Genomic DNA, 15,669 nt, shown 5'->3' on the forward strand with positions numbered 1-15,669 from the left:
GCGCTGCTCGATTATGGTGAACATCTGTTCAGTCCGACCGTTCGTCTCGGGGTGACCGGGCTGTCGCGCGCCGGAAAGACCGTGTTCATCACCGCGCTGGTCCACGGGCTGACGCGCGGCGGACGCTTTCCGGTGTTCGAGGCGTTCGATACCGGGCGGATCGCGCGGGCCCGCCTCGAGCCGCAACCCGACGATGGCGTGCCGCGCTTTGCCTATGAGAGGCATCTGAAAAACCTGATCGAGGACCGCTGCTGGCCGGACTCCACGGTGGACATCAGCGAGCTCCGCCTCGTGATCGACTATCAGCGGCAAAATGGCGCGGACCGCAGCCTGACACTCGACATCGTCGACTATCCCGGCGAGTGGCTGCTCGACCTGCCGCTGCTCGCCAAGAGCTACGCGGAGTGGTCGGCCGAGAGCCTTGCGCTGTCACGGGAGAAGCCGCGCGCCCATCTTGCGCAAGACTGGCACGCGCAGCTTGCGACGATGCTGGCGGACGCCAAGGAGGACGAGCAGGCGACGCTGAAAGCCGCAAGACTGTTCACGGATTATTTGCGCGCCTGCCGCGACGAGCGCTTTGCCATGAGCCTGCTGCCGCCCGGCCGCTTCTTGATGCCCGGCAATCTCGCCGGCTCCCCTGCCCTCACCTTCGCGCCGCTCGATGTGCCGACAACCGGCGCGCCGCCCGATGGCTCGCTGTGGGCGATGATGGAGCGCCGCTACGAGGCCTACAAGGCGATCGTGGTGCGCCCGTTCTTCAGGGATCATTTTGCCCGGCTCGATCGCCAGATCGTGCTGGTCGACGCGCTCGCCGCGTTCAACTCCGGCCCTGAGGCGCTGCACGATCTCGAAGCCGCGCTCGAAGGCATTCTCGATTGCTTCCACGTCGGCCGCAGCACTTTTCTGTCCAGCCTGTTCCGGCCGCGCATCGACCGCATCCTGTTCGCCGCCACCAAAGCCGACCATCTGCATCATCAGAGTCACGACCGCCTCGAGGCGGTGCTGCGGCACGCGGTATCCGCCGCCGCGGCAAAGGCCGAAGCCACGGGCGCTGCCATCGACGTGGTCGCGCTCTCAGCCGTGCGCGCCACGCGGGAGGCACAGGTGCAGCGCGGCCGCGAAAAACTGCCGTCGCTGCTGGGCACGCCGGCGCCGGGCGAGACCGGCAATGGCGAGATCTTTGACGGCAAGACCGAAGTCGCGACCTTTCCGGGCGACCTGCCGCTCGACGCGCAGGCCCTGTTTGCCGGCGAAGGCGCTTTTCGCGGCCTCGCTCACGACGCCGCCGACAACAGCGATTTCCGCTTCCTGCGCTTCCGCCCGCCGCTGCTCGAACGCGACGGAACGGACGAGCCCACCCTGCCGCACATCCGCCTCGACCGCGCCCTCCAATTCCTGATCGGAGACCGACTGCAATGAGCGAGCGCCCGCAAAGCCGACGGCCCGCCACGTTCAGGCTCGACGATCCCGGCGTCGTGGTCGTCGACGCCGAAGACTCTGGCCGCGCCGCGCGCGGCACGGTGCGCATCACGCCCGAAGCCGAGCCAGCGCAGCTTCCGGCCGTGATCGAGCCGCCGGTCGTGGTCCGGCGGCGTTTCCGCTGGGGCACGCTGTTCTGGGCCGCGAGCGGCGGACTGGTGCTGCTGGCTTTGGGGCTCGGCGTCGCCAATCTGGTGCAGGATCTTTTTGCGCGCAGCGAGAGCCTCGGCTATGTCGGCGCCGCGCTCGCGGCTACGGCGGTGCTGGCGCTCGTCGTCACCATCGGACGCGAGGTGTTTGGGCTGGCGCGGCTGGCGACCATCGAAAAGCTGCATCAGCGTGCCAGCGAGGTGCTCGCCAGCGATGATCGCGCGGCGAGCCGCGCCGTGGTGGGCGATCTCATCAAGCTGGCGCATCAGAACCCGCAACTGGCGCGCGCCCGCGCCACGCTCCACCGCCATGAAAGCGAGATCATCGACGGCGCCGACATGATCCGGCTTGCCGAACGCGAGCTGATGAGCCCGCTCGATGCCGAGGCGCGGCGGCTGGTCTCGCAGGCGGCGCAGCGCGTCTCGATCGTCACCGCGATCAGCCCGCGCGCCATGGTCGACATGCTGTTCGTGTTCGTGGCCGCGCTGCGGCTGATCCGGCAACTGGCCCGGCTCTATGGCGGACGGCCGGGCACGCTCGGCATGATCGCACTGATGCGCCATGTCATCGCGCATCTGGCGATCACCGGCGGCGTCGCGGCCAGCGACAGCCTGATCCAGCAGATGCTCGGCCACGGCGTGGCGGCAAAGGTTTCGCAGCGGCTCGGCGAGGGCGTGCTGAACGGGCTCTTGACCGCGCGCCTCGGCCTTGCGGCGATCGAAGTGACGCGGCCGATGCCGTTCGCGGCGCTGCCGCGGCCCGCACTCGCCGACCTCGCCAAGGATCTCTTGCGCAAGCGCGACGAGGAGAACGAGGCGTGATTTTCACGCAAGAGCGCCAGCGCGCATATCGCCCGCGAGCAGGCGCCAGCGAAACAACGGCGAGTCGGGGGGTGGCGACAGCTCCGGCGTCCAGCCGGTGAGTTTTTCCAGCGCATAGGTGTCCATCACGACGCCACGCCATACCCGCTGCACCCGCCCGAGCGGCTCGCGCACCGCGGTGGTCGCGCTGAGCAGCGGCAAGGCGTTGTCCGGCTCGCGCGCGACATAGAGCCCGGGATGACCCGCGATCTCGGCTATGCCGGGATCGGCAAAGCCCTGAAAACGGCCGCGCTCGTTGACCTGGATCACCGGCACGCGGCCACCCAAGAACCAGCGCAGCATCGCATAGGTGCGGTAGTCAGAGGTCGCAATCCAGCTCGCGCCTGATGCCTTCAGCTCGGCCTCGGTGCGCGCGACCACCGCCTCATAGCCGGCTTCACCGCCGATTGGATCGGTCTGGCCGATGAAATTCCAGGGCGCGGCGACGTAATAGAGGAACACCAGCACGACGGTGGCGATGCCGGTGACGACGGCGGTGCGCGCCCAGAACGCGGTCGATCTGATCATCCATCCCGGCCAGTTTTCGCGCGGCAGCATCGCGATGTTGACGGCCGCCGCGGCAAATCCGGTCGGCCACATGAACATCGGCCAGGTGTCGCCGACCCGCAAGCTCAGCGACTTCCACAGAAAATACAGGAACGGGAAGCTGACGGCAGTCGACAGCAGAACGGCCGCCGCATCGCCTTTGAAGTAGCCGCGCCAGGTCGAGAGCACGAGCCCCGACAAGACCACCGGCAGCAGCACGAAGCCGACCAGGCCGAACTGCAGGCCGATATAGTCGCCGACGGTGCGCAGCGAGATGTCATGGGTCGCGGTCGCGCGCACGAGCTGGAAGCGAAACGAGGCCCAGTCGTGCTGCGCGTTCCAGATCAGCACCGGCAGGAACAAGGTGAGCGCGATCAGCGCGGCGATCCAGGGATACGGACTCCTGAGCCAGCGCAAGCGCCACGACGGCACCAGCAGAAAGGCAAGCACCGCCGGAAGCATCAGGACGACGGTGAATTTCGACAGCAGCGCTAGCCCGCCAAACAGGCCGGCGGCCAGCCACCAGCGCGCGTCGCCGCTCTCGGCGAGGCGGACCAGCGACCACATCAGCGCAACCGCAAACGGGATCAGGGCGATGTCAGGCGAGACCTTGGCCATCAGCAGGCCGTAATACAGCGCCGCCTCCATCATCAGCACGGCTAACGCAACGGCGCGCATGCTATGGGTGAGGCGGCGGACGATGTCGGCCAGCAGAAGCTGCGTCGCGAGCATCGCCAAAATACCGGCGAAGCGGACGCCAAGATTGGTGTCGCCGAAGATGGCCGTGCCGAAGCGGATGAACCAGGCGATCATCGGCGGGTGATCGAGGAAGCAGAGCACGTTCTCCTTCGACCAGGTCCAATAATAGGCCTCGTCGGTGCGCAGATCGATCAGGCAGGCATAGGCGATCCGCAGCGCCGTCATCGCGGCGACAAGAGCTGTCACCATGGCCAATTGACGGCGGGCCGGACGGTCCGGTTTCTCGGCTCGAAGCGGGGACGAAGCTGATGTCACGGCGCGCTTTTCCCCGACTGACCGAAGGGTGTCAACGCCAGGGCGCGAATGTTTCTGCTTTCGATTCTCGCCGACTTGTGAGAGAGGCACTGAGACGAATTGCCGGGAAGGTGAAGCAATGCCGCAACGAGGACGGAATATCATGCGCGCCCTGCTGATCGAGGGTTGAGACGCGCATGGTTGCGCCCCATCAGGAGGAGATCGTGGGCTCGCTCCACGGCATCGGCGTGCGGCAGATCCGGCTCGTCTGCGGGCTCGTGCTGTTCGCCTATCTCACCAGCCATTTCCTCAACCATGCGCTCGGCAATATCTCGACCGACGCGCTGGCCGCCGGCGTCTACTATCACACGCTGTTCTGGCGATTCCTCCCCGTGGCCATCACGCTGTATGCGGCCGCGGCAATTCATGCCGGTCTCGGCCTGTGGGCGCTCTACCAGCGCAGGGAGTTTCGCTGGAAGGCGGTCGAGCCGCTGCAGCTCGTGCTCGGCCTCTCGGTTCCCGCGCTGGTCGTGGCCCATGTGGTCGGCGTCCGCCTCAGCTACACCCTGTTCGGACATGACAAGCTCTATCCCCAGGTGCTCTATGGATTCTGGATGGGCCCGCCGGCCCGGCTCTTCGTCATCACGGCCGTGCTGATCATCGCCTGGCTGCATGGTTGCATCGGTCTGCATTTCTGGCTGCGCATGAAGCCGTTCTACGCGCGCGCCGCCCCCTATCTTTTCGCGGCCGCGCTGCTGGTGCCGACGCTGGCCCTGCTCGGGATCTATCAGGGAGGCCGGACTGTCGCGGCCGAGAGCGCCAGCCACGACTGGCAGGCGAGCAATCTGTCGCCGCGGCAGATGGGAACGCCGGTCGAGCAACAGACGCTGGAGCGGATCACCGGCTTTTCCCTGCTCGGCTATCTCGGCCTGGTCGCCTTGGTGCTGCTGGCACGCGGCGCCCGCTCGCTCAACGAGCGGCGCGGCGGCATGATCACGCTGTCCTATGGCAATGGCCGCACCATCCGCGTCGCCAAGGGTCTTTCCGTGCTCGAGGCGAGCCTGCGCTACAACGTTCCGCATGCCAGCGTGTGCGGCGGCCGCGCCCGCTGCTCGACCTGCCGGATTCGCGTGATCGGCGACAGCAGCACGCTGCCCGTACCGTCGCAGCGAGAGGCTTTCGTGCTCGCACGGGTCGGTGCCGGCGATCCCTCGGTCCGGCTCGCCTGCCAGCTCAGGCCGACCGACGATCTGTCGTTCTTCCAGCTGTTCACGGCGAACACCGCGTCGGCCAACGCGCATGCGACGCATCCGCAGCGCATCGGCCAGGAGCGCTATCTCGTCAGCCTGTTCGTCGACATGCGCGGCTCGACCCAGCTGGCGGAAAAGCGCCTGCCGTTCGATACCGTGTTCATCGTCAACCGCTTTCTCGCCGCGGTGTCGCAGGCGGTGATCGATTGCGGCGGTCAGCCCAACCAGTTCATCGGCGACGGCATGCTCGCACTGTTCGGGCTGGCGGCCGCGCCGCAGGCCGCGTGCCAGCAGGCGGTGCAGGCCGCGGCCAAAATCGCGACCAATGTCGAGGAGCTGAACAGGTTTCTCGAACACGATCTGCGCGAACCGATCCGCTTCGGCATCGGCATTCATGGCGGCGAGGTCATCGTCGGCGATATCGGCTACCGCAACCACATGGTGTTCACCGCGCTCGGCGACGCGGTCAATGTCGCGGCACGGCTGCAGGACATGACCAAGGGCCTCGCCTGCGAGGCGATCCTGTCCGACGAGGTCCGCCTTGCCGCGGGACTTGCGCCCGATGATTTGCCGCAGCAGGACGTCGAGATCCGCGGCCGCGCCGAACCGATGAGCGTGCGGGTGGTGGCGCATGCCGCCAACCTCTCGGCGCTGCTGGATCGCAAAGCAACGGTCGCAGCGTGATGCCGGCCCAGTACGCAGACCGTCATAACTCTGAGGTGAGACAGGCTCCGGACGTGAGACCCGCAATGGAGGCTAAGGTGAGATACAGTTTGTTGCTGCCGCTTTCACTCTTGATCGTTTCCGGCGCGAATCCAGCCGCCGCGTATTATTGCGAAGGCGGCCAACAACCCGTGCCGCCCGCAGTCGCCGAACGAATGGCGCTGCCGTTATGCGGATTCGCGGCAACCCAGCCGTGGGGTCCGAACGGTTGTCAATTGTGCGATACACGTAACATGTATCCGAACCCATTTGCCGTGCCGAGCCGGCCGGCAAACCACGCTTATCGCAACCCGCGATAACGAACGCTGCGAATTGCGCCGGCTGGTACGACAGCGTACTCATCCAACGATGCAGCCGGACTGCCGGTCGCGCCCGACGAATGTCGCCTTGCGATTTGATGCAGTCGTCTCCAGACGGGTGAAAAAGTGGCACGGAGTTGCGAAAGCTGCACGGCATGCTGCGACGGCTGGCTGCAGATCGAAGTGCGCGGGCATCGGGTCGCGCCGGGCAAGCCATGTCCATTCAGCGTCGCACATCGGTGTTCGATCTACAGCGAACGACCGCAGCATCCGTGTCGTGAGTTCATCTGCGGATGGCTTGCAGTCTCCAGTCCGCTGCCAGAATGGATGCGCCCCGACCGGTCGGATCTGATCCTGCTTGCCGCGAACTTTTTCTGGCGCGGCCTGCCGGTCGATGTCGCGGTTCCGGTCGGGACTCGCCCGAAGAAGAAGGCGCTGGACTGGCTGAAGACCTTCAGCTTCGAGAAGAAGCGCCTGCTGATCTATCAGATTGACCAGGACTGGTTTGCCTTTGGGCCGGCGGCTTTTCAGTCCGATATCAGCGAACGCATCGGACGCGGCGAGAAGCCCTGGACGGATTGAACCGCCGATTCGTCGAAATATTCCTGACGCCTGCCGATGCAGGGCGCTGCGGCCGCCTGAATCACACGTCTAAAATGTGCCGCCTCTGATACACAGCTCTTAAGCTGCAAGACGGTCAATTTCCTACAAAGGCGCAAGTAACTGAAGTCACGAGGATTAGTGGAGCAACCTTACGCGAGCTGCGACGAAATGTCGCTTTAATGTGACAGATCACATTTCTTTGAAATCGCACCATGGCACCACTTCCTGCTGGCATCTGGCATACATTAGCCTGTCCCAGTCCAAATTCGTAACCGGGCAAAAGACTGGGGAATCGCCATGAAAATTAAGCTCCTTTCGGGGACGGCTTGCGCCGCCCTATGTTTAATCGCGTTCAGCGGCGCAGCGCATTCTGCAACCCTCGACGACGTGATGCGGCGCCTCGACAAGATCGAGAAGGAAAACGCCGAGCTACGCCAGAAGCTCAAGGACATGTCCGCGACAAAGGGGGCGGCGCCAGTTGCCGCGGCCACACCGGCGGTCAAGGGCAATCCGGTGCAGCACGCAGCCGTTGCGCCTTCGCCCGCGCCGGAACACGCCGTTGTCAGCATCGGCGGCGCCCCGATCTACAGCAAGGCCCCGGGCGGCAACGCGCTCATCGACAACACGACGGTCACACTCTACGGCCACGTCGATGTCTCCGGCGACGTCTTCAATCCCGGCGTCTACGACCAGGGCACAAAGGCCGGCGTCTCCAGCAATCTGACCTATTTCGGCGTCAGGGCGCGGCACAATCTGGAGGCCTATGGATACCCGGGCTGGGCGGCGGTGGCACAGTTCGAGTCGCTGATCGAGGTCGCGGCTGTTCCAACCGAGCGGGCGGCGTTCGGAACGCGTGACAGCTTCATCGGAATGGAGACCCCATGGGGCGCGCTCAAGGCCGGCAAATCCGATACGCCATACAAGAAATCGACGGCCAAATTCGATCCGTTCTCCGCGACACTTGGCGATTACAATTCGATCATGGGCAACACCGGCGGCGATCTGCGCGCCGAGTTCGATTGGCGGGCCGCGCACGCCGTCTGGTACGAATCTCCGATCTGGAACGGTTTTCAGGCCACCATCATGGCGTCACCCGGACAAAACACCGCCAGGGACAACAGCGACTTCGCGCTCGGTGACTTCAACTGTCCCGGCACGTCGGCCCGCGGCAGCGGCAGCGGCTTCCCGCTGACATCGGCGCCCGAAGGTTGTACCGACGGCTCTTACGGCAACCTCTACAGCGTCTCGCTCGTCTACAACAACGGACCGTTCACGGCGATCGGCGCCTACGAACTTCACGAGGGCACCAATCGCACGGGCGACGAGGCGGTCACTCCGTTGGGCAACGGCGGAGTGCTCACCGTACCACCCGGAGCCGTCGGCATCGCCAACGAGTGGGCGGCAAAAGTGGGTGCCGGCTACAAGTTCAACGACGGCATCGGCAGCTTGCAGCTCTACGCAATCTACGAGCGCATGCGCCGGGAGCATACGGTCGCCGCCTTCGACGAACGTTCGCGCGACGGATATTTCATGAGCGCGACGCAAACGATCGGCCAGTGGGACATCAGTGGTTCATGGGCCCATGCCAACGCGTCCCCGGGGTCTCCGGGCACCGGAATCAACAATGCGTTCGTGGCGGGCGCAACCGCCCCCGCCGGAGCGGCTGACTTCGCGCTCAATACGCTCGACAGCAGTGCCGACCAATATGCAGTCGGCTTGAAGTACCACTTCAGTCCGTTCGTGAGCTGGTATGTCGTGGGCAGTTATCTTCGCAACGGCCCGGGTGCGCATTATTGCCTGGGCGTGAGCGGGCACGGTTACGGCGTCTGCGGCCGCGACGCGAACAACAACGTGGTCGCCGGCAACAAGGCGGAAGCTGTCACGACCGGTATGACCTTTGACTTCTAGCTATCTGCCTATACCGAAAGGGGCGCCGCGTTGTGCCCCTTCTTCGCGATGCCTCGTTCGTCTTTCGCGGGGCGACCTGGCCTGCGTCAGCCCTACTGTCATACTTGGTGCCGTTGGCAATGCTGAGCGTGGGACACTTTCCATTCATTTCAAAAGTAACTAGGTTGTTGGCTGTTCGGAATTTTCAAAAACGTGATTGGAGTGTGTTGATATTGTACAAGGAGTATTCAAATGCCAACCAACGGAGAGCCGCGTAGAGCAATTACGCTTGGTGGTGGTGGGCCGGCAGCGGGGCTGCACATTGGAGTTCTGGACGCTCTCGCCAATGCTAATCCACCGATAACTTTCGATGTGTGGTCGTTGTCTTGCATCGGCGCATGGGTCGGTGTGGTCTACAACCAGTCCGACAAAAGGACTGCAGCCGAAAAGGTCGAAGATACCTACCGGTTCTTCCGGGACGGCGTATTCCGAGATGATGAAGGCTACGAACGCTTCCCGATCAACACCGTATTCGGACCCGATTGGCGCAGCACCATCGACGCATTCTACGAATTCGTTGCCGATCCCAAGAGCTATAAGGACTTTCAATTACAGCCTTACAAGATGTTCGACTATGTCCAGCAGTCGATGTCGATTCTGAATGACTTCATGCCACGCGGCATGAGGAGAGCGAAGAAATTGGACGAAGGAGACCTCAATAGGTGGATTCTTAACCAGGTGATGGCTCCCAATCCAGCCATCCGCTATCTCACATCGCTGATGTACCTGTCCAAGTTCAATGGTCTCTCCAGGATCAACTACCCTGACAGCGAGTTCATGAGAAAAATCAGGTTTGACCGGCTTTCCGAGGACGGCAAGCCATTCATTTTTCACAACGCGTGGAATCTTGACACCCAAAAACTCGCCTTTTTTGCCAACCACAGGATCGAGCGCCCGAAAAACGGCGAGTACAAGGGGCCTATCACCGCGCAATCCTTGTGCGCGTGCTCGGCGCTTCCTTTCGTCGAAGAGACCGTGGAGATCGACGGAACGACCTACTGCGAGGGGGCGCTGGTCGACACGGTCAATTTCGAAGGCTTGCTCGAGCTCGAAGTCAGGGGTCAGAAAATCGACGAAGTCTGGATCAGCCGGATCGTCGATTCCCAGCAGATACGAAAGCCGGAGAATCTTCACGATGCTCTGGCCAATCTCTGCCAATTGTTCGCGGCCAGCGTTGGTGAAGATGACGTCAAGCTGTTCAAATATCACGTCAAGTACGACCGTCGGAACGGCGACGCTTCGAAGGCCAAGAATTCGACGAAGAATTCGAAGGCGGCAAAGGCCGAAGCTCAAAAATCAAAGGCGGCTCAAGCGGAGGACTCGAACGGGCACCGTGCGAACGGCGACAATTCCGTATGGAACGGCACCGTCGTCGAGATTCATGTGCCCGGCCACATCAATTTCAAATGGAATCACAGCAACCTGGACAACGGACGACGGTTGGGGCGAGACTCAGCCAAACAAGCGATCAAGACGTATCATGAAAAGAAGAATACGTCTCATCCCGGCGAGCCGCTCTTCATCAATGAAAATCCCGCGCAGGATCCGGAGTGGCAACAGATACGACAACGGTATCACGAGCTGAAGAAGGCACTGGCCTGAGAATGAGGGCACGGTCGGTCTGGGCTCCCCTGCCCCGACCGAGTCATCGCAGCTGATCGAGCAAGGATTTGGCCTCCTTGAGGTCCTGCGTCTCAAATCCTTCGGTAAACCAGCCGTAGATCGGCGTGAGCACGTTGCGCGCTTCGTCGGCTCTACCCTGGTGCATGAATAGCGTTGCGAGGTCGGTCGCCGCTCGGAGTTCGAGGGCTTTGGCGTGCTGACATCTCGCCGTTGCCAACGCCCGATGGAGCAGCTCAGTGGCGGCATCAGGGTTGGCGCGGGCAGTCGGCGTGCGCGCCTTCAGCCGGTACAACTCGGCCGCGAATATCCGTTCGCTGTTGCGATTGGTCGTCGCGAGGCCCTGGTCGATCAAGGCCAGCGCAGCCTGCCAATCTCCGCTAAGGAGCTGGACCTGACACAACAGCACGTACAGCACCGTGATCCCCAGCTGGTAGCCGGCGCCACGATATTCGTCCATGGCGGCCTGAATCTCTTCGACAGCAGGGGATGGCGAACCGCGCAATGTGCCGCAAATGCCACGGATGGCTTGCGCCAATCCAATCCATTGGCGGAATCTGTGCTCCTCCGACAAACTCTGACAGCGTTCCGCATAGCGTTGTGCACGCGATATCTCGCCGCGAAGCGCGTAGAGAACGGAGGCATAGTAGCAGGCGTAGGCTTGCGAATGAGGATGATTGATTGCGTCCGCGCGTTGAACGGCTGCGTCGATGCGCACGACCGCCTCGTCGACGTGCCCGAGCAGCCAGAGTATCCAGGACATCAGCGCGAGATCGGCAACCCCCGCATCCTGGCCGGCCGCTCGAGCGGCCAGTCTGTCATCGTCGGAGCATGCCTCGAACTCCGCAAGAGCACGCTCGATCGCTTCGCGGGCGTCGATCAGGCGTCCCATGAAAAGGCGAATCATGGCCTGACCGCGTGTCGCATTGAGCAACGCCGGTTGATCACCGCGCGTCTCTGCAAGTTGAAGCAGGGCTGCGATCGTCTCTTGCGCAACCGGCAACTCGCCGCGAATGACACTCGCGGTGGTCAACCAGAACATGATCTGCAGCTGCTCGGGTGGGTCGCCAAGGCGCTCGCAAAGTTCGCGCGCTCGTGTGAAGGTCACCACAGCCTTGTTGGCGGCTGGGCCTTGGGTGGCGATAAGGCAGGGCCCGAGCGCGAATTGAAAATCCAGCTCCAATTTGTCCTTTTGTGCACCGTCGGCCAAGTGCTGCAAGGCCGCGATACCCCGATCCAAGTGAGCGACCGCTTCGAGATTTGCCGAGCGCATGGCGGCCTTTTTGCCGGCCAGCAACCAGTAACCTGCTGCTTTTTCGAACAGTCCCGCCTCGGTGAGATGATGCGCCACGGTTTCGGGTTGGGTTTCCACGATTTCCGGGAAGCGTTGTTCGAAAACGTCGGCAATCACGGCATGGAGCGCTGCGCGCCGGGTCTTCAACAGACCCGAGTAGGCAGCATCCCGCACAAGCGCATGTTTGAAGGTGTAGATCGCTCGGGGGATCTCGCCCCGGCAAAATATCAGCTCCGATCGCACCAGTTCGGCAAGAGCCTCCTCAAGTCTCCGTGCGGGAAGCCCTGAGACGATGCTCAGCAACTCGTAGGAGAACTCCCGGCCCACAACAGCACCGATCTGCGCAATGTCTCGGACCGGAGCAAGCCGATCCAGCCTCGCCATGAGAGATGCATGCAAGGTCGTCGGAATTGCCACTGGAGGCAGGGCTCTGCCAAGCACGTAATGTCCGTCCCGTTCCTGCAACAAGCCACTTTCCAGAACGGTTTTGGTCAGTTCCTCGACGAACAACGGCACGCCGTCAGTACGGGCGAGGATCTGTTCCATCACCTCGGTTGGGAGTGTCTTGCCGGCCGTCACGCGCCCGATCAGGGCGGCGCCGTTCTCTCGATTGAGACGCGTCAGCGAGATCGTCGTCACATGCGCGTGGCCTGGCCAAGGCGGCTTGAAATCCGGCCTCGCTGTAATGAGCAGCAGCCCCCGTAGCTGCGGCATTTTCTCCAAAGTGAGCGAAAGAAGTTCGAGCGACGTAGGATCAGCCCAGTGGACATCTTCGAAATAAATGAACACCGGCTGGCGCGCAGCGAGCGCAGTAAACTGTGTCATGAGCGCCGCCAGCGTCATCTCCTTACGCTTTTGGGGGCTCAGCTCGGGCATCTGGTAGCGGGCTCCCGCGGGTAGGGACAGCAGGCTCGCCAGGGGTGGCACAACCAGGTTCGCGTCAGCACCGGATCGCAACAGCAAAGCCTCGAGTTTGCCGAATTTGGCGCCGGGCGAGTCGGTTCGCTCGAACCCCGCAGCCCTTTCCAGGTGACGAATGAATGGGTAGAGCGCACTGTTCGTGTGGTGCGCGGAGCAGAAGAGACGCACCGTAGTGTGCGGCTCGGCCTGCTTCAGCCTTGCTTCGAGCGCCAGGGTAATGTGCGACTTCCCAATCCCCGGCTCGCCGGTCAACACGACGGCGCTGCCCTCACCAGTCCTCGCGGACTGCCAACGACGTAGCAGAAGGTCGATTTCCTCCTCGCGCCCGATCGGCGGCATCAGCTGGGTCTTGTGCATCGCTGCGAAACGACTTTCCGCACCGCTCGTACCCAACACCTCCCAAGCTGGTAGTGGTTCCGCCCATCCCTTCAGCATGACCGGTCCCACATTGCGATATTCGAAATGCCCTTCGGTCAATCGACGCGTATTCTCACAAATCAGAACTGTACCAGGCATTGCCAGCGACTGCAGTCGGGCAGCCAGGTTCGGCGTCTCACCAACCACCTCCTGCTCCTTCGTGACGCCTTCGCCGATCACGTCACCGACCACGACCATTCCGGTCGCGATACCGACGCGAACCTGGAGCGCAGTGCCGATGTCCGTCTTCAGCTTGGCAATGGTATCGACCAACGCCAATCCCGCGCGTATCGCCTGCTCGGCATCGTCCTCATGTGCCTGGGGAAATCCGAAATGGGCGAGAACGCCGTCGCCCATGTAGCGAGCAATGACTCCATCGCTCTTGGCGATGACGTCGGCAATGGCCCCCTGATAGGCGCTGATGACCGTTCGCAGGTCCTCCGGGTCAAGCCTTACCGAAAGAGCCGACGAGCCCACCAGATCGCAAAACATGACTGTGAGCTGACGGCGCTCGGCACCTTGCTGCGGTGCCTGCTTATTCCCGATCTGGGCCGCTGGAGGGACGTCTCCTCGAAGCTCCGCAATCGCGCGCAGCATTTTACGCCGATGTCCCAGCAGGACGCCAAGATCCTTCAAGTCCTGCTCAGTCAGATCGCAGAGGACCGAGGGGTCAATGGCATTCTTGACGAAGCACTCGGCATATTCGCTCAAGCCGATCGATGCCAGCCATTCCGCAATCGCTGTCATGGCAAACTCATGGCTTCCGCCTAACTATAGCACTCCCAGCGAGGAGCTATTGGCCCCGCGACAATCCGTCCAGTTGGCGCCACCGCAATACCGACACGCTTCTTAACCCGGAGCCATCGACCAACAAACGTTTGGAGTTTCGGGTGACCGGCTCGTCTCGAGGAACTCGGAGACTTCTGGGTACTTCCGGATCTGACCCCGGCTGTTTGAAACGCTGTCGCCGTAGAGGTCTCGCGGAAAACCGATAAAGCGCTTCTTTGCGGGTGGCGTCGCCGATCTCGTCGCGCGCAGTGCCGATGATCCAACAGGCACCTATTATTAGGTCGCACAAGATCGTCCTGGGTTCACGCCTTCAGTACAATTGGTGCGGCCTGAAACGGTGAGCCTTGCTCCACCGGTCCTGGTCCGGCATTCCGTGCGCCCTCTGCACTTTGAGGGTGTGACAATGGTGAACGGTTGGGGGCGGTTTCCGCCACCCGAGAAGATGGAGGACGATCCCGCACCGCAAACGCATGTGCACGCCGAAAGCAGGATTTGACAACCGCGCATGCGATGCGAGGATTGGTATCGAGGTCCGGTGACGACCAGGCCGGCAATGATGAAGCTTCGGAGCAAGCAGGTGCTGAGCAGGCGTGACTTGATCAGGCAGGCCGGCTTGGCCGCGGCCGCAACAACCTTCGGGCCGCTCGCGGCGCTGGCCGACACGGTGACGCTGCCGTTCGACAATGGCGAGCGGCCATTGGTGAAATATCCGCAGAAGCGGCCGATGATCTGCCTGACCAGCCGGCCGCCGCAGCTCGAAACGCCGTTCGGGGTCTTCAATGGCGGGCCGCTGACGCCGAACAATGCATTCTTCGTCCGCTACCATCTCGCCAACATCCCCACCGACATCGATCCGGACAAGTTCACCCTCGAGATCAAGGGCAAGGTCGATCGTCCACAAAAGCTGTCGCTGCAGGACATCCGCAAGCTGACGGCGGTCGAGCTCGTCGCGGTCAACCAATGCTCGGGCAACAGCCGCGGCTTTTTCGAGCCGCGCGTCGCCGGCGGCCAGCTCGGCAACGGCGCCATGGGCAATGCGCGCTGGCGCGGCGTGCCACTGAAGAGCGTGCTCGATATGGCCGGGGTGCAGGCGGGCGCCAGGCAGGTCACGTTCAACGGCATGGATGGGCCGGTGTTCGACAAGACGCCGGATTTCGTCAAGGCACTCGATCTCGACCATGCACGCGACGGCGATGTGATGCTGGCCTACGGCATGAACGGCGACGACCTGCCGCTGCTCAACGGCTTTCCGCTGCGGCTCGTGGTGCCCGGCTATTACGGCACCTACTGGGTCAAGCATCTCAGCGAGATCACCGTGATCGACGATGTGTTCGACGGTTTCTGGATGAAATCCGCCTATCGCATTCCCGACACGCCCTGCAATTGCGTCGAGCCGGGCACGGCCCCGAAGGCAACCATCCCGATCAACCGCTTCACCGTGCGCTCGTTCATCACCAACATCACGGACGGCGCCAAGCTGAAGGCGGGCACCACCCGCCTCAAGGGAATCGCCTTCGACGGTGGCAGCGGCATCAAGGAGGTTGCCGTGTCGATCGACGGGGCCAAGGGCTGGCTGCCGGCAAAGCTCGGCAAGGATCTCGGCAAATACTCGTTCCGGGAATGGAGCCTGCCCGTCAAGCTCGCCGCCGGACCCGCAGAGCTCAAGGTTCGCGCCACCAGCAATGCCGGCGACGTACAGCCGATGGAGCCGCGCTGGAATCCAGCCGGCTATTTGCGCAATGTCGTCGAAACCGTGCGCGTCACCGCGAGCTGAGGGA

The 15,669-nt window shown here is 62.9% G+C and carries 9 protein-coding genes; 7 read left to right on the forward strand and 2 right to left on the reverse strand.

Translation table 11 applies throughout. The annotated features are described in order from the left end of the window. Together JOZ76_RS10470 and JOZ76_RS10475 are read left to right on the forward strand one after the other, a co-directional pair. A partial coding sequence (locus tag JOZ76_RS10470) for a YcjX family protein (protein ID WP_291698558.1) occupies window positions 1-1,419 on the forward strand: 1,419 nt, incomplete at its 5' end. Then, entirely contained in the window at window positions 1,416-2,450 is a 1,035-nt protein-coding gene (locus tag JOZ76_RS10475; protein WP_291698559.1) for a YcjF family protein, read from the forward strand. The genes JOZ76_RS10470 and JOZ76_RS10475, both read left to right, overlap by 4 nt. A gap of 3 nt (window positions 2,451-2,453) precedes the next feature. On the opposite strand, the gene JOZ76_RS10480 is transcribed toward JOZ76_RS10475, so the two are convergent. Next, a complete protein-coding gene (locus JOZ76_RS10480) occupies window positions 2,454-3,983 on the reverse strand; it encodes a glycosyltransferase family 39 protein (protein WP_291698560.1) in 1,530 nt (509 codons plus the stop codon). Between the two features lie 242 nt (window positions 3,984-4,225). Between JOZ76_RS10480 and JOZ76_RS10485 the strand changes: the two genes are divergently transcribed. The 4 genes from JOZ76_RS10485 (at window position 4,226) to JOZ76_RS10500 (ending at window position 10,452) form a co-directional block, all read left to right on the forward strand. Then, window positions 4,226-5,962, forward strand: a complete 1,737-nt coding sequence (locus tag JOZ76_RS10485; protein WP_291698561.1) for an adenylate/guanylate cyclase domain-containing protein — start codon at window positions 4,226-4,228, stop codon at window positions 5,960-5,962. 665 nt (window positions 5,963-6,627) lie between these two features. Continuing rightward, complete coding sequence (locus tag JOZ76_RS10490; protein WP_291698562.1) at window positions 6,628-6,882, forward strand: hypothetical protein; 255 nt, start codon at window positions 6,628-6,630, stop codon at window positions 6,880-6,882. Between the two features lie 411 nt (window positions 6,883-7,293). Beyond that, window positions 7,294-8,811: a porin gene (locus JOZ76_RS10495; protein WP_291698563.1), complete on the forward strand. Its 1,518-nt coding sequence runs from the start codon at window positions 7,294-7,296 to the stop codon at window positions 8,809-8,811. 231 nt (window positions 8,812-9,042) lie between these two features. Further along, complete coding sequence (locus JOZ76_RS10500) at window positions 9,043-10,452, forward strand: patatin-like phospholipase family protein (RefSeq protein WP_291698564.1); 1,410 nt, start codon at window positions 9,043-9,045, stop codon at window positions 10,450-10,452. A 43-nt stretch (window positions 10,453-10,495) separates the two neighbouring features. Here JOZ76_RS10500 and JOZ76_RS10505 read toward each other — a convergent pair whose 3' ends face one another. Next, entirely contained in the window at window positions 10,496-13,849 is a 3,354-nt protein-coding gene (locus JOZ76_RS10505) for an adenylate/guanylate cyclase domain-containing protein (RefSeq protein WP_291698565.1), read from the reverse strand. Window positions 13,850-14,468: 619 nt separating this feature from the next. Here JOZ76_RS10505 and sorA point away from each other — a divergent pair. Then, window positions 14,469-15,665 carry a SorA family sulfite dehydrogenase catalytic subunit gene (gene sorA / locus JOZ76_RS10510; RefSeq protein WP_291698566.1) on the forward strand — a complete coding sequence of 399 codons (1,197 nt, stop codon included), beginning with the start codon at window positions 14,469-14,471 and terminating at the stop codon, window positions 15,663-15,665. The last annotated feature ends 4 nt before the right edge of the window (window positions 15,666-15,669 follow it).

It is taken from the genome of Bradyrhizobium sp. (assembly GCF_019244115.1).
Lineage (GTDB): Bacteria > Pseudomonadota > Alphaproteobacteria > Rhizobiales > Xanthobacteraceae > Bradyrhizobium.

What these genes read in the sequence shown, in the direction of transcription:
- JOZ76_RS10475 (WP_291698559.1), top strand. Translation starts at nt 1,416, where the DNA reads ATGAGCGAGCGCCCGCAAAGCCGACGGCCCGCCACGTTCAGGCTCGAC.
- JOZ76_RS10480 (WP_291698560.1), bottom strand. Translation starts at nt 3,983, where the DNA reads ATGGTGACAGCTCTTGTCGCCGCGATGACGGCGCTGCGGATCGCCTAT.
- JOZ76_RS10485 (WP_291698561.1), top strand. Translation starts at nt 4,226, where the DNA reads ATGGTTGCGCCCCATCAGGAGGAGATCGTGGGCTCGCTCCACGGCATC.
- JOZ76_RS10490 (WP_291698562.1), top strand. Translation starts at nt 6,628, where the DNA reads ATGCGCCCCGACCGGTCGGATCTGATCCTGCTTGCCGCGAACTTTTTC.
- JOZ76_RS10495 (WP_291698563.1), top strand. Translation starts at nt 7,294, where the DNA reads ATGCGGCGCCTCGACAAGATCGAGAAGGAAAACGCCGAGCTACGCCAG.
- JOZ76_RS10500 (WP_291698564.1), top strand. Translation starts at nt 9,043, where the DNA reads ATGCCAACCAACGGAGAGCCGCGTAGAGCAATTACGCTTGGTGGTGGT.
- JOZ76_RS10505 (WP_291698565.1), bottom strand. Translation starts at nt 13,849, where the DNA reads ATGACAGCGATTGCGGAATGGCTGGCATCGATCGGCTTGAGCGAATAT.